This window comes from Mycoplasma elephantis ATCC 51980, from assembly GCF_000687815.1.
GTDB lineage: Bacteria > Bacillota_I > Bacilli_A > Mycoplasmatales > Metamycoplasmataceae > Mycoplasma_H > Mycoplasma_H elephantis.
Map to the genome: position 1 here is coordinate 1 of NZ_JHXU01000002.1, position 19,110 is coordinate 19,110.

15 protein-coding genes are annotated in these 19,110 nt (G+C 24.5%); 10 read left to right on the forward strand and 5 right to left on the reverse strand.

Annotated features, from left to right (window positions below; genetic code table 4):
* Positions 1 to 41: 41 nt before the first annotated feature.
* From T380_RS04325 to T380_RS04440, 7 genes are all read left to right on the forward strand, one after another.
* The gene (locus tag T380_RS04325; RefSeq protein ID WP_156930182.1) at positions 42 to 209 is read left to right on the forward strand and encodes a hypothetical protein; all 168 of its coding nucleotides are present in this window, start codon (positions 42 to 44) and stop codon (positions 207 to 209) included.
* A 292-nt stretch (positions 210 to 501) separates the two neighbouring features.
* Positions 502 to 3,393, forward strand: coding sequence for a hypothetical protein (locus T380_RS0100495; protein WP_027334013.1), 2,892 nt, complete (start codon positions 502 to 504; stop codon positions 3,391 to 3,393).
* A gap of 192 nt (positions 3,394 to 3,585) precedes the next feature.
* Positions 3,586 to 4,176, forward strand: coding sequence for a Holliday junction branch migration protein RuvA (ruvA, locus tag T380_RS0100500; protein ID WP_027334014.1), 591 nt, complete (start codon positions 3,586 to 3,588; stop codon positions 4,174 to 4,176).
* Entirely contained in the window at positions 4,163 to 5,104 is a 942-nt protein-coding gene (ruvB, locus tag T380_RS0100505; protein ID WP_027334015.1) for a Holliday junction branch migration DNA helicase RuvB, read from the forward strand. The genes ruvA and ruvB overlap by 14 nt, the downstream gene beginning before the upstream one ends.
* Positions 5,105 to 5,153: 49 nt before the next feature.
* A complete protein-coding gene (secDF, locus tag T380_RS0100510) occupies positions 5,154 to 7,805 on the forward strand; it encodes a protein translocase subunit SecDF (RefSeq protein ID WP_027334016.1) in 2,652 nt (883 codons plus the stop codon).
* A gap of 61 nt (positions 7,806 to 7,866) precedes the next feature.
* Positions 7,867 to 8,538 (forward strand): nuclease-related domain-containing protein, encoded by a 672-nt coding sequence (locus T380_RS04190; protein ID WP_051599921.1) that lies wholly within the window; start codon positions 7,867 to 7,869, stop codon positions 8,536 to 8,538.
* Positions 8,513 to 9,280 carry a YgjP-like metallopeptidase domain-containing protein gene (locus tag T380_RS04440; protein ID WP_051599922.1) on the forward strand — a complete coding sequence of 256 codons (768 nt, stop codon included), beginning with the start codon at positions 8,513 to 8,515 and terminating at the stop codon, positions 9,278 to 9,280. The genes T380_RS04190 and T380_RS04440 overlap by 26 nt, the downstream gene beginning before the upstream one ends.
* On the opposite strand, the gene T380_RS0100525 is transcribed toward T380_RS04440, so the two are convergent.
* Both T380_RS0100525 and T380_RS0100530 read right to left on the reverse strand, forming a co-directional pair.
* The gene (locus T380_RS0100525; RefSeq protein WP_027334017.1) at positions 9,277 to 10,467 is read right to left on the reverse strand and encodes a hypothetical protein; all 1,191 of its coding nucleotides are present in this window, start codon (positions 10,465 to 10,467) and stop codon (positions 9,277 to 9,279) included. The genes T380_RS04440 and T380_RS0100525 overlap by 4 nt on opposite strands.
* Positions 10,460 to 10,801, reverse strand: a complete 342-nt coding sequence (locus T380_RS0100530) for a S1 domain-containing protein (protein ID WP_027334018.1) — start codon at positions 10,799 to 10,801, stop codon at positions 10,460 to 10,462. Before T380_RS0100530 ends, T380_RS0100525 begins: the two co-directional genes overlap by 8 nt.
* Positions 10,802 to 10,861: 60 nt before the next feature.
* Between T380_RS0100530 and T380_RS0100535 the strand changes: the two genes are divergently transcribed.
* Genes T380_RS0100535 through T380_RS0100550 form a run of 3 tightly spaced genes read left to right on the forward strand, consistent with a single transcriptional unit; the run spans position 10,862 to position 15,341 of the window.
* Complete coding sequence (locus T380_RS0100535; RefSeq protein WP_027334019.1) at positions 10,862 to 12,214, forward strand: glycine--tRNA ligase; 1,353 nt, start codon at positions 10,862 to 10,864, stop codon at positions 12,212 to 12,214.
* 9 nt (positions 12,215 to 12,223) lie between these two features.
* Positions 12,224 to 14,062: a DNA primase gene (gene dnaG / locus T380_RS04200; protein WP_051599925.1), complete on the forward strand. Its 1,839-nt coding sequence runs from the start codon at positions 12,224 to 12,226 to the stop codon at positions 14,060 to 14,062.
* A 10-nt stretch (positions 14,063 to 14,072) separates the two neighbouring features.
* Positions 14,073 to 15,341 carry an RNA polymerase sigma factor gene (locus tag T380_RS0100550; protein WP_027334020.1) on the forward strand — a complete coding sequence of 423 codons (1,269 nt, stop codon included), beginning with the start codon at positions 14,073 to 14,075 and terminating at the stop codon, positions 15,339 to 15,341.
* A 21-nt stretch (positions 15,342 to 15,362) separates the two neighbouring features.
* Here the strand turns inward: T380_RS0100550 and T380_RS0100555 are convergent, their stop codons facing one another.
* The 3 genes from T380_RS0100555 to T380_RS0100565 are packed head-to-tail and all read right to left on the reverse strand — an operon-like array spanning position 15,363 to position 19,057.
* Entirely contained in the window at positions 15,363 to 16,397 is a 1,035-nt protein-coding gene (locus T380_RS0100555; protein WP_156930183.1) for a CrcB family protein, read from the reverse strand.
* Positions 16,398 to 16,413: 16 nt separating this feature from the next.
* On the reverse strand, positions 16,414 to 17,370 hold the full coding sequence (locus T380_RS0100560) for a hypothetical protein (protein ID WP_027334022.1): 957 nt from the start codon (positions 17,368 to 17,370) through the stop codon (positions 16,414 to 16,416).
* Between the two features lie 37 nt (positions 17,371 to 17,407).
* A complete protein-coding gene (locus tag T380_RS0100565) occupies positions 17,408 to 19,057 on the reverse strand; it encodes a ribonuclease J (protein WP_027334023.1) in 1,650 nt (549 codons plus the stop codon).
* Positions 19,058 to 19,110: the final 53 nt, after the last annotated feature.

Genomic DNA, 19,110 nt, shown 5'->3' on the forward strand with positions numbered 1-19,110 from the left:
TTACTTATTAAAATACTTAAAAATGAATTATCTTTTGATTAGTGAAATTATCTAGATTAGTTAAATTTGAATATAAAGGGATATCAATATTAAAGAAAGCAACATTAAATACAATGTCTCCGTCATTATTTAAAGATTCTGATGACGGATTAGAAAAAGTTTTGGCAAAATTTATATTTGATAGCGAATCAATTATAACCAACATATAATAGTGCATAAAAATATTATTTGATATGACATTTTTTTAATTCACCTATTTAAAGTTTGGTGATTTTTTATTTAAACAAAATACATAAAAGTGATTTTTCCTTTATAAAATATTGCTTTATTGTTGAAAAAACACTTTTTCATTGTTTTTTTTTTTTTTTTTAGAAAAAGACTTAAAAATATGCTTTTTTGTTATTTTTAATTTATTAAAAATATTAATGTTAAAATTTAGTTATATTATGAAATATTCAGTAAATTTCAACAAAAATTACTCATAATATATTAAGGAGGATTATGTTTTTTAATAAAAAAAATAATAATAAAAATAGTCAACAAGATCAAAATGCAAATTTAAATAATAATCAAACTTGAAACAATTTTAATGCATCACAACAAGATAATGTTATGCAACAAAACACAAGTAATCATTTTGATCAAATGAATAATAATCAAAATCAATTTAATAATCTAAATCAATTCAATAATTATCAGCAACAGGCAATGAATAATAATCAAAACCAATTTAATAATTATGCTCAACAACCCGTTAATAATAATGCTTCTCCATTAGGTTATCAAAATGGTAGTTTTCAACAACCACAACCACAGCCACAACAAATAAATAATCAATATACTAGCCAAATTCCTTATAATCAAACTAATTTAGCATTACCATCAATTCTACCTAGTCAAACAATGACTGTTAGCACAGAATTTAACCCTAACAATCAATACCCACAAACTTATGAACATCATGAAAAGAAATGAAAAAAAATATTAATGTTAATTTCCGCAGCTATATCACCAGTTATTTTATTTGGAGCAATTATAGGCGGACTATCTTTTAAAGGTGTATACCAACCAGTGGAAAATACTTTTATTAATGATGAAGTCAAGACATATATGATAGATAATTCTAATTACAATATTAACGATTTAGAATCTAATAATAAAGTTGTAGAAGAAATAATGAAAGAAATCGTTAGAAAAAATTCTGAATTGGTTCCAAATGATTATGATGCTACATACACATTGCTTCAAACAAATAAAAATAATAATTCTGCAAGAATATTGATAAGTTTAACAAATAAAAATGACCAAAATACTTTTACAAAAGAATGCTTAGTAACTGGGTTCAAAGACATTATTAATCCTAGCTTATTAAACGTTCCTAGCGCAAGAATATCTTTAATAGGACAAATACAATCGTTATCAAATTCAGGTAGACTAATTGTAAAAACACAACTTCATGAATTTGACAAATTAGGCGTTGATTTTTTTGAGTATCAAGACATTAAAGAATTGGAAAATGATATAAAATTAAATATTCCATATTATGAAGATAAAACTAAAACAAATATTTTAATTGAACGTCAAGAAAAAAATTCAAACTCTTTAAAAATAACTTTAAAAATTTCTGATAAAGATAATAAAAAGATACATGAAAATCTAGTATTTGAGGTTACGGGTTTTGGTAATGAAAATAAAATTGAAACAATAAGAAATGGTTTCATTAATATTGTTAAAGAAATTAAAGATCAAGAAATAAAAACTAAATCAACAGCAAAATTATCAAGTGAAATTAATTATGATAAATCATTAAGTTCTCTAGAAAAAGATATTAATATAAATATCAATGAATTATTAAAAAATAACAAAATAGATCCTAATAAAACTGATGTCACTTTATTAACAGAAACAAACAATATAAAAGAAGGTTATAAAAAAGTTGAAATAAAAATTTCAACAATCGTTAATCCTACAACAAATGAAAAAATTGACAATAAATTCGAAATTCTCGTAAATGGTTTTACAACTCCCGATAATTTAATAAGTAACTTTATTGAGCAAGCAAGTAATATTACATTAACAACAAATGACAAATCAAAATTGCCTAAAAATGTTAAATATAATACTTTTGATGAACTTGTAAGAAACACAACTGACAATAACATAATGAATCTATATAGTGAACTAAATAATAGATTAAATAATGAGCTATTAATCACTTTAGATTCTTCTAAAGCGGATATAGATAATGATATGTCAGGACAAAAAACAACCCATTTCATAATTGAACATAAACAATCTAATATTAAAAAACCTATTAAAATAAATATTAATGAATTCAAAAACGAATTTAAAGAAACCGTCGAAATAATTGATACGGCCATAGAATTAGGGTTATTAAATGGTGGAGAAATAATTAATGGCATGTATTCAGAAATTGAACCTTCTAATGCCGCAAATGAAAACAATATTTCATTCAAACTAGATAATAAAAACTTTTATGATGATAAATTACATACTGAGAAACATATTAGTATAAAAATCGATAGTTTTATACCAGATAATGAAGCGCATACACTAAAAGTTATATATCATTATGTTTTAGAAAATAATAATAAGGTCATCATAAAACAAAGCGAACAAAAAAATAAAACAATTAAAACAAGCAATGGTGGAACTTTAATTAAAAATTACTTGGAAAATCCTGATTTAAAATCTGTTTATTATCAAGCTGGTTCAGATATATTTTCTGATTTAACTTTTACAACTATGACTGATTCAACAGGTACTGAATATAAGAATTTTAAAACAAAAGATATTAAACCATATGGTCAATCACGTATGTTTAATAATTCCAACTATCAAAAAGTATATAATGTACCAAACAATAATATAGATATTAATTTTGCTCCATCATGAAGAAGCAATGGTACTATTAAAGATTTTAATGGTAATCCTGATAATTTATTTATATATGAGACATCAAATAATAATGAACAATATTTAAAAAATAATAAGTTAAAACTAGATAAATTAGGTAAAATAGAAGAACCAAAATCCCCTAAAGACAACGAGATAAAGTCGGCTTCAAATATTCAAAGTTACAAACAATTGAATTTTTTAGGTGGAAATTTTGGGGTGAAAACAGAATATACAATTGGTGGCGCCCTAAATAAAGAAAAAGGTAACCCTTACATTTATTGCCCTGGGCAAACTCGTGTTGCACCAGATACAATGTCAACAAGAATAACATTAACATGTAAAGGAATTAAAATCACCAAAAATATAACAACTGGTCCTGCTGTATTGTTGTTTGAATTAAATAATAATAACGAAATTACAAATGTGCATGTTGCATATCCTTTAAATGAAGAATCTGGAGCTAAAATAGAGTAAAAAACCAAGACTTTGGTTTTTTTATTATAAATTTTGAACATCACCAACAAAACCTAATGCATTGTTTTATATTTAAATTTTATTAATTAATGAATTAACGACTCAAAAACTAGGAAAAATCCTGGTTTTTTCATATTTTTTTGTTTTTTTACGATTTTTTTGTTTTTTTTGTCATTTATAGGTGAGGTGAAAATGATTATATATAGAATTGGAAAAATACAATACAAATCAAAAAACTACATAGTTTTTGATACAAACTTTACAGGATACAAAATTTATGTACCTGACATCAATAGATTTGAGGAGGAAAAAACATTTAGGCTTTACTTGTATGAACATAAAAATGACTACTCAGAAGCTTTATTTGGATTTCTAGATTATAAAGAAAGAATTCTTTTTGAAGATCTACTAGGTTTAAGTGGAATAGGGCCAAAAACCGCTATTGATATGCTAAATTATGGTTGAAAAAATCTTGCATTTCTTATAGCTAATGGAAATGTTGAGGAATTATCTAAATTTAAATATGTCGGAAACAAAACTGCTAGACAAATAATATTTGAATTTCAAGATAAGTGACAAAAATTAATAAATAATAATGAATATGTCCCTAATACAAATACCCTTAATTCCAATGAAGTTGTAGAAACATTAAAAATGTTAGGATTTAAGAAATTTGAAATAGATTCAGTTATTGATAAATTAACTGCATCCGATACAGAAAGCATGGTTGAACAAGCAATTGAATTATTAACTCAAAAGTCTCAATTAAATGCAACAAATTAACACATTTAAAAATTTTATTGGTCAGGATAGTGTTAAAAAAACTATTAAAACTATGTTAAGTTCTAAAATAAAACAAAATAAGACACTAGATCATATTTTGTTTTACGGGATGCCCGGAACTGGTAAAACAACACTTGCAAATATTATTAGCAAAGAAATAAATACAAAAGTTCACTATGCCCAAGGACCTATGCTTGATAAAAAATCGGATATTATTACACTATTCAATAACATTAAAGAAAATGATGTTGTTTTTATCGATGAAATCCATGGAATAAATAAAAATATTGAAGAGTTAATGTATTCAATCATGCAAGACTTCAAAATTGACATTATTATAGGTAAAGACACTAACTCCAAAATGTTAAGAATAAACATTAAACCCTTTACATTAATTGGAGCTACAACAAAATTACACCAAATTTCTCAACCATTCAGAGATCGTTTTGGTTATATTGCAAAGTTTCAACCTTACAATATAGATAATATTGCGCAAATAATAACTAATTACATAAGTGATCGAGAGTTAGAAATAACAGAAAAAGAGATTTATTATATTGCTCAATTTGCTAAATATACACCAAGAATTGCAATCAATTTAATAGAAAGAATTATTGATTTTAGCATAGCGAACAATACAAAAAAGATATCTATTACAAATATAAAGAAATATTTAAAAATCATGGGAATTTATAAGTATGGATTAAATGATGAACATATTGAGTACTTAAAGGTTTTAAACGAAGGAAATAAGTGCAATTATTTCTCGCTAGATCTAATATCTGGGATCACAAATTATGAAAAAGAGAACATACTAATGGAAATAGAGCCAATATTATTACAATTAAAATTTATTATAAAGACATCACGAGGACGCAAGATAACTAGAAATGGTATAGAATATATTAATTCCTTTATGAATATATAATATATAAATTGTTTATTTTATATATCTTATATGTTAAAATATTTTATACATGAATAAATTCAAAAAGTTTTTTGCCCTAAACACTTTTAAAAGATGGGTTATTCTTAGTTTTACATTTATAGCAACCATTATTTCAATAGTGTTTGGTGGTGTTTTTTTTGTTTCTAAAAATATTAATAAATCTATAGAATATGGTGGAGGGATTCAGGTTATTGTTCAAGTAACTAATAAGGAATCCGCAAATCCAAATGATGTTGATAAAAAACTTGTTGAAACAGTTTCTGAATCTATTAATAATAGATTAAATGGCGGAAATGGATTGAATGGCATTAAAACTACAATTGGTAGTGATGGAAAAATTAAAATAACAAAAAATGGCGGGGTTTCCGAAAGAGAAGTTGATTCATTTATTAATCAAATCATAAGCAAACCTCAACTTGTTATGACCGACACAAAAATGAGACCTTTATTTGTAAATGGTTTCTTTAACACAAATATTAATGATATAAATAACTCATCAAATACCATTGATTATAATAACTTATCAAAATATGCGCCACCAATACAACCCGGTAGTGCTAAAGCTCTTTTAGCTCCAAACGGTAGTAATTATCTTTCTTTAAATCTAAGAGAAGATAATCAAGGAAGTTATCAGGTTGAGTGAACAAAGACTACTGAACATATCTCAAAAACTGGAGATAGACAAATCCTAATGTGAATAAACTTAGATTCTCTTATTAACATTGCCAAAACTAATTTTCCCAAGGAATGAGAAAACGCCAAACAAAATCCATATAATTTTGTTTATGTTAATGAATCGCCAACACCAAAAACCGGTGAACAAAACACTAGTTTAAAACCAATACTTAAAAAACACACCATAAACGCAAAAGATTTCTTAATTTCTCAAGCAATGGTACAACAACCACTTAATGGAAATTCATTTCAAATTTCTGGTAATTTCACACCAGAAGAAGCTAATCAATTAGCCCTAAATATTAATTATGGAACAGCTAAATATGATTTAGATTTTGTTTCTAGTTCAATAATATCTCCAAATAGTTCAAATGTATCTAATTTTGATCATGCATTAATTGCAGGAATTGTTGTTTTAACATTAATTTCTATCTTTATGATTGCGAACTATTTCTTATTAGGAATAATAACTACATTATCAATGTCTTTATATATTTTCTTAACATTACTTTTATTTTCGGCTTTAAATGGAGAATATTCGCCAGCAACTATTGCATCATTAGTTATAGGTATAGGACTTAGTGTTGATGCTAACATAATTACATATGAACGGCTTAAGAATGAATATTATAATGGCGATAGTTTAATAAAGGCGACAAGGAATGCTCACAAATTTTCATTATCTTCTATATTAGATGCTAATATAACCACTTTAATTATTACATTTGTTTTATTTTTCTTTGGTTCAATTAGTGTTAAAAGTTTTTCTATTTCATTAATGATTTCAGTAATGTTCACATTACTAGTTATGCTAATATTCAATAAATTACTTGTTAAAATTTTAGTTAATATTCCAATAATAAAAACTAGACCATGACTATTTGGAATTTATAAAAAACAAAATCAAGTTCAAGATGTAACAAATAATAATATTCCATTTTATAAAAAAATAAATTATGTGAAAGCGTCAAATTACTTATTTCTAATTTCATTTTCAATCATTTTTATTATATTAATTGCTTTTATTATTTTATCAATAGTAAACAAAAATGTTTTTGGTGCATTTAATTTGTCAGTTGATTTTAGTGGTGGAAGCATTGTGTCAATAGAATCACCAAATATTGATATACCTTTAGAAAATACAACAAACCCACTAAATGCAACAAATATAAAAAATGAAATTATCAATATTTTTAACAATAAAAACATTGATATTACGAATGATATTAAAATAGTCAAAAAAGATATTGCTGGAACAAATTATGGAATTGAAATAAGAACATCAAAAGACATTATTGATTTTATAAATGATAAAACATCAAATGGTTTCGCACAAATACTAAACAGTAAATTCATAGATTTAAAAGTTGCAAATTATTCAATTTCACAATCCGAATCAATAAAAATTGTTAACAACGCATTGTTAGCAATAGGTATATCATTTATAGGCATTATTGTTTATACAATAATAAGAATGCGTTGAACTTATTCAATTGCCGCAATAATAGCCTTACTACATGACTTATTATTTGTTATAGGAAGTTTTATCGCTTTAAGACTAGAGGTTTCACCGATTATAATAGCTGCTATGTTATCGATTGTGGCATTCTCAATTAATGATACAATTGTTATCTTTGATAGAATTAGAGAAACCATTAATACAGAATATTCAAATCAAGTAATTTCTAAAGAAGATTTGAAATTAATTATTAATAAATCAATAGGCGAAACAATTAAACGTTCATTGTATACATCTATAACCACAATTATCACTGTTTTAGTTTTATTAATGTTTAAAGATGCTACCGAATTGAATTTTAATATAGCTATGTTAATAGGGTTATTTGTTGGTGCATATTCATCTATTTTTATAGCAACCCAAATATGATTTAGACTTGAAATATTACGTCAAAAAGGTATACAAAGAAGAAAAGAAACAAAATTTTGAAAAATTAATAAACCAAGCGAACAAATTTTCCCGGGTATAAATGACTTTAAATACTAAACACCATATTTCAGGGTGTTTTTTTTATATATTATTTTAATAACTCAATTATAATATTCATATGTTAGCCGGAATTATTATTGGATCAATTATTACATTTATCATTATAACCTTGCTTTTTACTTTTGCTATAGTAAAAAGAAAAAACATAACATCAAGGCGCAAAAAAGGGATATTAGCAGAAAAAAGAATAAATAAATTTATGGGAAATTATGCATCAAAGCATAATTTAACTTTTATACCATCTAATGTATATGCTTATGAAATTAATAACGAAAAGAAATATTTTGAAGTAGATGGAATTTTAATCGGAGATGATTTAATGATTGTCATAGAAGTAAAAAGTATAAATGGTACGATTTATGGAGATGCTAATGATAGCAAACTAAATGTTAAAAATAGTATTTCATATACAATAAAAAATCCGATAATTCAAAATGATATACATATAGAACACCTTGAAAAGATAATAGATGATTCATTCCCAATTTTTTCAATGATTATTCTTTGCGATATTACAAGAGAAAATATAAAATTTAAACCAGACCATGTAATCCTCACAAAAGAAACTAAATTACAAGAAGACCTTGACAACTTTTATTCAGCGGTTGAGACTCAATTCAAAAGAATTGGTGATGAAAAATATAAAGAAATAATTGTCAAAATAAAAGATAAAATTGCAAATCATGAAGATTTAATGAGATTTTATGAAATTACCAAAAGATTCAACTAAATTAATAATCAATATAGACAAAGATAATTTTTTAGAAAAACAAAAAAATATAAATCCTATCAAATCATCAATTATTATCTTTTACGATAAAGAAAATTTACAATCTGAATATGCAATATATTTTTATAATAAAAATGTATCCAATATTTCTCTAAAACTAAAGGTTGGTAATATTTTCATCTTATCCTACAATTACTTATTCCATTCTTATGATAAAATAATTACTTTTTTAGAAAATTCGGCATTAAAACTTATTAATAGGTCCCAAAAAATTTCTTCAGAAAGATTTAAATATCTTAATTTATCAAAAAATGAATTTGTTCTTTTTGATGAAATACATACTTTTAAAATAGATGGTAACAAACTTATAGTTGATGATGATAAGATAATTAGTATTGTTCAAAAAAACTCAAATATTGATTTAGCAATTAAAAAATATAAAGCTAATAAATTACTAATGTATATATCAAAAAAACAACATGAATTAGAATTATTAATGAATGTTCCCAAGCACGATATCAAAATCATAAATGCAAATACTTTATGAGCAAAAAATTGAATCAAAAGAAGATCTATATCTTATTCTTTTAATTTAAGTAAACAAAATAAGGATTTTATCGATTTAACAATAATACATGAACTAGCACATTTTTTCCACCAAAATCATTCAAAAGAATTTTGAAATCTTGTTAAATTTTATGCTCCTAATTATAAAAAAATAAACAATGGTTCGTTTTTTTAAAAAAATGGATTTTTATTATCTAAATATCTTAAAAATAATGTTAATTTTTGAATAAATATAACTAGATGGGACAATGTTTTACTTGATGAATCCTTTAAAACAAACTCAACAATAGGCGTATTACCAAAATTCCCCTTTATTTCTAATATTGAATCTTTAATAATTTGTTGAATATTATTTAAACTTAATGTTTTAATGTTTGCAAGATTATCTTCATTATAGATGTCATCATAAATGTCATAATCATATAACTTATTTTGAAATGATGTAAAATGATTTAGCATTGTAGTATTATGAAAACTTGTTGTAAGAATATCACTATAACTTGAATTAATGGCAACTTTCTTTACAACATTAAAAAACATCAAGGTTATAAATTTGGAAACTGATTCTTGTTTTTTTTCAAAAAAACCTATAGAAATAACGTTTTTATTCAACATTCTTAAAACACAAATATATTTTAAAAGCTCATTAAAATCAGTATCACGTTCATTAAATTCGATATCCGCCTCAACTGCAGATTTAATAATTTCTTCAACATTTATTCTATATATTGCCAATATAAATAGTATAGGATACGAAAAGAAAGAAAAATTTTCAGTAAATTTTTCATTTATAACTAAAGTATTAAATTTATTATATTTTGCAAAATAAAAATTTTCTCTATCAGATGTTTTTATCCCAAAATATATATATTTTTTAGAATTATATTTTCCTTGAGAAGATATTAATGAGTTATTAAAAATGTTAAAGATAATATTTTGGAAATTGTTCTTAGAAAATAAAATGTTAAATATAATAAACTTTTTATCATTTAATTTATTAAATATGTCATAAACTTTATCTAAAGAATCCCCTTCACAAATAAAAAAGGTATTGATAGGTTTTTCAATGGCGTTTTTATTTGTTAAAAAATCAATCGCCATTTTAATTTGCGTTTTAACAATAACCGGACATAAAATTAAAATATTTTCAATATTTGCATCCAATATTTTGTTTGCTTCATTAAATATTTTTTTAAAATTTTTTTTATCATATCCATAAATAATATCTTTAAAGGATAAAAATTCGAACCCATCAATTTTATAATCATCAATTAATTTCGCAACTTCAAGAACATACTCAGAATTATTTTTTAATGCACTTTCAACAGAAATATTATGATATTTAACAATAACATTACTCATCATATTCCTTTATGATTGATGTTATTAAATTCCTAAAACCATTTTGAGTTTCTTGGATAATGAACTTAACATCATTATTCCTAAAGTTATAATGTGTATCTTTAAATGATGCAGTAAAAGATTTTTTCGCATCATCAACACTCAAAACTCTAAAAGTAATTTTTTCATTTAATGAAAAAATTTTATCAATATTTATATCTGAAAAATCAGTTATTTCGCTATATTTAATAGTCCCTATCCATTCACTAACTTTTACTTTAATTAAATCAGAATTTATCTCATAAATTCATCCATATGAAACATTATTCTCAACCATACCTAAAATTATACACATATATTTACCTATAATATACTTATATATAATATAATATATATTTGCTTAAAAGGTGGTAATATGAGTCAAAACATTGATATAAATGAAATTATTAGTCATTTAAAAGTTCAGGGTTTTGTGTTTCAAGGCTCTCAAATTTATGGTGGTTTAGCTAACACATGAGATTATGGTCACCTAGGTGTATTATTAAAACAAAATATAATTAATGAATGAAAAAAATTCTACATACTTAGCGAACCAAATAATTACTTATTAGATTCAAAGATTTTAATGCATAAAGATGTATGAGTAACATCTGGACATGTTTCAAATTTTAATGACCCTCTTATTGAAAATAAAATAAATAATAAAAGATATCGTGCTGATAAACTTATATCAGAATTTGATGATAAAATCAATGCTGAAGCAATGAGTGATGAGGAAATGTTTAATTGAATCAAAACAAATATAAAAGAATATGACGGCAGTAAATGTAATTGACTCCCTATTCGCAAATTCAATTTAATGTTCGAAACAAAACAAGGTGTTGTTGAAGATAAAAAATCTCTTGTTTATCTTAGACCGGAAACAGCACAAGGTATATTTATAAACTTTAAAAATATGCTCCGCGCAACAAGGAGCAAATTGCCAATGGGAATTGGACAGTTGGGTAAATCATTCAGAAATGAGGTAACTCCAGGTAATTTTATTTTTAGGACAAGAGAATTTGAACAATTAGAATTAGAAGTTTTTTGCGAAGAAAAAGATTCAAAACATATATTTGATAAATATTTAAATAAAGCTATTGATTTTTTAAAATATTTAGGAATAAATTCTAAAAATTTCAGACTAAGAAAACACGCCAAGGAAGAACTTGCTCATTATTCCTTAGCAACAACTGATATTGAATATAATTTCCCTTTTGGTTGAGGCGAATTATTAGGTGTAGCCAATAGAACTAATTACGACTTAACATCACATATGAATGCAACAAAAGAAGATTTAACCTATTTAAATAACGAAAATAAGAAAATTATACCTTTCGTTATTGAACCATCAATGGGTTTAGATCGTTTAATGCTAGCAATAATATGCGATTCATTTGTTAAAGAAAAAGATAATGAGGATCGGGTAGTATTAAAATTAGATAAGAAATTATCTCCATATAAAGCAGCAATATTGCCACTAGTTAAAAAACAATCAGAAAAAGCTTTAGAAATATATAATTTTCTAATTAAAAATGATATTAGTACTACATATGATGAGTCAGGAAGTATTGGAAAAAGATACAGAAGACAAGACGCAATCGGAACCTATTACTGCATTACTATTGACTATGATACAGAAAATGATGATTCTGTTACTATACGTTCAAGGGATACAATGGAACAAAAACGAATTAAAATAAAAGAGTTACTAAACTACATGAAATAGAAAGGACACATGAAATATTCTCGCGAACTAATCGATGAAATTAAAAATAAAAATGATATTGTTGAAGTTATTGGCGAGAATATTTCGCTTCAAAAAAGAGGAAGTAACTATATTGGGTTATGTCCTTTCCATGATGATAAAAATCCTTCGCTTTCAATTTCGCAAGAAAAGCAAATTTTTAAATGTTTTTCATGTGGAACAAGTGGAAATGTTATTAAATTTATTGAGTTATATAATAATATTAGATTCCTAGAGGCCTTAAAAAATCTTGCAATAAGAGCTAACATTGATTGCGATTTTTCAAGTTTTGTAGAAGATGTGGAATTCGACAATTACACACAAGAACAATATAAATTAATAAGTTGTTTGAATGATGCCACTACTTTTTTTAATTGAGAATTACAAAAAAATGAAAACGCAATGAATTACTTACAAAGTCGCGGAATAACCAATGATATCATTGGTTATTTCAAAATTGGTTTTGCTAATGGTGATTCCGTAATAAAAGAAATGCAAAGATTAAAATATGAAGATTATTTAATTGAAGAAGCTAGCTTGTGTAACGAATTTAAAAAACCAATTCTTTGAAATAGAATAGTTTTTCCTATTAAAGATGAATTTAGTTATGTTGTAGGTTACAGCGCAAGATCAATAGATAATAATCAAACAAAATATATTAATTCTAAGGAAAGCGCTGTCTTTATTAAAAATAAAATTTTATTCAATTATGAACGTGCTCATATTATCGGTATAGAAAATAAAGAATTATTTATAACTGAAGGTTTTATGGATGTAATCGCTTTACACAAAGCAAACATAAAAAATTGTGTTGCATTAATGGGAACCACTCTTACTCAAAACCATTCACGATTATTAAAACCAATTCCTAAAATTGTAATGTTTCTTGATGGCGATGACGCTGGACAAAACGCTACGTTTAAATCATTGGAATATTTAGTAAAAAATAATTTTAAAGTAGAAGTTGTTGATAATAATACAAAGCTTGATCCGGATGAATTATTTAATAAAATGACAGTTGAAGAATTTGTTGAATTAACTAACAAAAGACTTCAATCTATTGATTGAATTTACAAATATCTATTAAATTTTTATGGAATAACGAAAGAAAATTATGAAACAATTGGCTCAAATATTAAAATAAAATTTGTTAAACATTTTAATGAGTTTTTAAAATTTGAAACTAGAGACACATACAAATACTACACCTCCTTAATTGCAAATGAATTCAAAATTTCTAAGGATTTATTTGAAGAAGCACCCATTGAAAATCACTACCGGCCAATATATTTGGAAAAGAAAATAAAAAACTTTGATCTTTTAAAATCTAGAATAAAAATACAAAATATACTTATTTTATTTTTAAAATTGAATCCAAAATTTTTAAAACTACTAAGCAAAACCATAGATGATAATACCCTTATTAATCCATTTAATAATGAGTTTTTCAACAAATATATTGAACTTTGTGATAACATTAGAACAAACCCTGATAAAAATATGCAACATCAAATAGCAAATCAAGCGCGTTTAGAATTAGAAGATCTAAAAAACAAATATAATTTAAGAAAAGATATAAAAAATATCTTTAGTATTTTTTGAAATGATATGGATAGCGAAGAAAGCGACCCTACATTACTAAAAGAATTCTGACAACTCTATTCAAGAGCATTATTAGAATCTATAACTGATGAAATACAGACAAATTATAATTATTCAATAAAAGAAGGAACTCAAGAAAAAATTAAAGAAAGCATTCACAAAAAAATTAATGACTTAAAAAAGAAACAAGAAAAAGCTAATTATTATATAAAAAGGTTTTCAGAATAAAGAGGTAAAAATGGCAAAAAATGAATTTAATACAATTATTAAAGAATTAAAGAAAGCACTTAAATCTAGTAAGAAGAAAAGATTTTTACAAGAAGAAATTCTTGATTATTTAGATAAAAACAAATTGTACTTAGATGATGATCATACAGATACCTTTTTCCAAAAATTAATTGAAGAAGATATGGTTGAATCATATTCTGAAGAAGATGAAAAAGAAATAAGCGAAAATGATTTAGAAGAAGAAATAGAAGACACAAACGATTATGAACCATCTACAGATGAGATCAATTTGGAATCCGAAGACACCGATATGATTAGTTTTGATGATTATGATGGAGAAAACATAAATCTTGAAGAAGATGATGAAGAAAAATTTAGTAATGATAAACTAACAAATAAACTAACAGAAACAAATGATATCGTAAAATGATACATGCGTTGAATTGGAAAATATGGTAAATTATTAACTGCTGAAGAAGAAAAAAAACTTGCTTCCCAAATCAAAAAAGGCGGTATACGAGGCAAAAGAGCTCGTGAAATGCTTATAAAAAGAAACTTAAGACTTGTAATTAATATTGCTAAAAAATATAAAAATAGAGGGTTGGGATTTATTGATTTAATTTCCGAAGGTAATGCTGGTATTATAAAAGCTGTAAGCAAATATGATTTTACAAGAGGATTTAAATTTTCTACATATGCAACATGATGAATTAGACAAGCAATTACTAGGGCAGTAGCTGATCAAGCCAGAACTATTCGTGTTCCAGTACATATGGTAGAAACAATTAATAAAGTAATTAGACATGAGAGAGAACTTCAACAAGAATTAGGATATCAACCAACAGATAAACAAATAGCCGACTCAATTGGCGAAGATTTTGATGAGGAAAAAGTTCAATATATTAGAAAAATAAATATTGACCCAATAAGCTTAGATAAAAATGTTGGTAAAGAAAATGATACAAGTTTTAGCGATTTTGTTAAAGATGAAAATGTAATAAATCCTCTTGATTATTCTTCAAAGAAAGAATTGGGGGAAATTCTTAATGAATTACTTGCCGAATCACTTGATTATGATGAACAAGAATTAATTAAAAAACGTTATGGGGTTGGAGTAGATGATTTTGGTAATAAGTTTAGAATTCACTCTCTTGATGAGTTGGCTGAAGAGAAAAATGTTACAAAAGAACGCATTAGACAAATAGAAACCAAAATTATTCGCAAATTAAAAAATAATTCATCAAAACGTAAGATACTAAAAGATTATTTAGATATATAAAAAGCATCACTTGATGCTTTTTTAATCAATTTTATATGACAATTTATCAGTATTTGAATTATAAACAGAGAAACATAGAAGTTCTAAAATACTATAAACATCATTTTTTAAATCAAGAATTGTTGATTCAATAAATTCTTTTAAATTAGATATATTTTTACCTTGAATAATCAAATGTTGTTTATTAATCGGTCTAAATACAATTCTAGTTATATTATCGTCTTTACTTACTGTGATTTTCTTTAAAATTTTTTCATTATATTTATCCAAGATTTCTGCTTGTTTTGCTGGCGTAAAAATTAATCTTGCTTTTATTTCATCAGAAACATTCAATTTAATTTTTTTATTAAATTCACTTGATTCTAAATCAATATTTGATTTACGTTCATAAAACATTGTGTAATCAATCATGTTTTCAATATCTATATTTTTCTTATTTATATCATGTTTGAAAACACCTACAATAGCTTCTCTTGTGTATGAATATTTACCAACATTTTCAACCCACATGTATCTAAACATTTTCATTGATATAAAATCTGGATATTTAAAATTTAATTTATATATAAAATGGCCTCATTCATCAGTTAATCTTGCATAATTCGGTATGCCAAATCTTGATAATTCAAAATCATACAAATCTAAATCGCTTTCCATATTAGGGTTATAATTATCCTTTTTTTCAATTAATTCAACAATAGGGTTAGAACAAAAGCATTTATTAATTAAATCTTTCTCATTAATTGCTTCCCTTAATCTTTTAAAAATTTTCTTTCTTAGCAAAATCGCTAACATAATCACAAGAAGCGTACCTATTATGGAAATCGTTAAAAAAAACATACCAAACATGAGTGAACTTGATGATGATGCGAAATTATAACAAAGTATCCCTATTAACCCTAAAATAAAACCAATTAATATATATACAAATCATTGTCATGTTGACATTAGCATCTTATCAAATCATGATAACTTACTATAAAAATCTTTTATATTTTTTTCTATCTCATTTCTTAAATTTTTATCTACATATTCTGAAAATTTTCTTTTATCCATTACCTTCATAAATTCCTTAATTTTTATTTTTTTCTCAAAATGGATTATTTAATAATTCAAATTCTTTACTATATTCACTATCATTTGCTTGAACATTTGCAATTTCTTGTGTAAATGAAAATGTTGATGTATAACTTCTTTCCGGTTTTTCATCGTGTTTGAAATTCTCATTTATATCTATTTCAGTTTTTAAAATTTCTTTGGTTATTTGTAATTCTTCTTGACTATATTCTTCATTATATTCATCTTCATTTTTAATGATATTTTTTTCTTTTTTCTGTATTTTTTCTTTATTTTTTATTGTTTTTACATTTTTTTTGTTATTCAATCACTTATTAAAAACTTTATAATCTTTATTAAATAATAATGTAAAAGGTTTTTTGTAAATACCAACTAATAATAAATATATAAGAATAAAAATTATAATAAATAATACTGTTATATTAGAACCAGTAAGACAAATAAAGTCAAACAATATTGCTCAAAACAATCCTGGTGTATTACTTATTGGAAATCATTCATTATTAGTTCTTGAAAACTTTGAATACCATTCATTTGTACATAAAAATAAATTATTATCATGCCCAAATCACACGCCCCTATCAGAAATATCAAAACATAATTGAATAAGCAATGAAACAAACAAAATAAACAAAATAATTGTTGAAAATTTTACCCTAGATGTAAATTCATAGTAAAAACGTTTTTTAATTGAAATTTTTGATTCAACCAATAATCAAATTGAATAAGCAATCATAATAAAATAAATAATATATGAACTATAACCAAAAACCATTCCGAATGTATATGAATGAAATACACTCAAAACATAAACATTATTAGCTATTGCTGAAACAAAAAGAAAGCAACCAAAAATTAAAAAAAATAAAAAACGAGTAATTCTATTTTTTATAAACTTACTATTTAAAATCCCTTGTATAAAAATTGCAAACTTGTTATTTTTTATTCACATTATAATCCCATTAATTTAATTATATTATATAGATTTGTTATACCCCATAAAATGTAACTACAACCATTGGCTCTTTGTCAGTAATTTTAAAAATTCTTTTACGAACAACTCTCCTAATTCTTTCTTGAGCATCTTTTATTTTAGCAAATGATTCTTCATTAAGGGTTTGAGTTATTATTGATTTAATTAACTCATCAGCTAGTTTTTTTTGTGATTTAGATATAACTCCTAAATAATTTATGTTTATGTCACCTATTATATTTTTTGTCGCATTAGAAAATAATAATGATATTGCAATTACACCATTTTGTCCAATTATTTCTCTTTCTTTAATAACTTCTGTTGATACATCCCCTATTCCAAAACCATCGATAATCGCATCTCCAATTTCAGAAATTTTACCTTTACTACTTGACAAAACCCCATTTATAAAATGATGAATTTTGCCATTTTGAGAAATCAAAATATTATTTTGTTTTAATTTTGAATTTTCAATTATTTTATTTTGAGCAACTATCATATATCTATATAAACCCATAACCGGAATTACATAATTAGGATTTAAAATATTAACTGTATCAATAATATCTTTTTCATATGGTCTATGTAATCTAAAATCATTATCAGGTATATCCGTTAATTTAGGACAAATTCTTGCAACTTCATCAAGCGTAAATGCCGCTAATGATTCAATACCATTAATTGGTGGAGCTAACATAATAATATTGTCACTCTTTTTAAAACGTAAATAAACGTCTTTTTTATCACAAATCCTTAAAAATCTTTGATATAAACGCTCAACTGTACTTGTTACCAATATAACTGCATTGTCTGTTTTGTTTGCCTCTTTATAATCAATGAATTTAGGGAAAGAATTATTTTTATGTATTTTAGAAATTAAATAAATTAACTGCCCATATGTTTTACCATAAGTAATAACTGGTCTATTATACTTGATTGCAAGATCTAAAATTTCAGAAATTGAATACATTTCTTCATCATATGCACCAACGATTATGCGTTGATTATCTTTAGCTTTTTCAAAAACTTTACTTACTTGTAATGGTAGCTTTATTTTTTCTACACCATACCCAGCAATATTCGCTTTTCCTGAGTCTAAAACTAGTGCTAAAACTTTTTTAGCCCCTATATATTTTTTTATATTTTTTAAATTAGTTTCACCATAAATACCTAAATCACCACAAACATAATTAAACAAAAATATAATATGACCATCTTCAGTTTCAAAATCAAAACCATTTAAACCAGGCATTGAACCAGCTAATGGTATTGGTTTTATTAAAGTGTTTCCAATTTTAATAGCCTTAGTTATTTTATTTATTCTATATTCATTATGTCCGATTTTATATTTTTCAATTCTGTTTTTTATAATTAAACAGTTAAATGGACTTGAATATATATCAACATTTTTAAGTTCCATTAAAAGTCATGGTAATGATGAAAATGAATCATTTTTTGTATCAGTTATAAAAATACCTTTGATTCTATTTTTGTTTTTTATTAAATATGAATAATCCGGAATAACTGTATCAATGCCGTTTTTTGAATTTACAGGTATTTTAGCCCCTGTGTTAATTACAAATAAATCATTTTCTATATCAATAAGATAAGAATTTTTACCATTTTCATCAATACCACCGAGAGATGAAATTTTAATATTTGCCATATATGCTCCTAATTATTAGTTATATAAAAGATAAAAATAAATATATTCTTTAT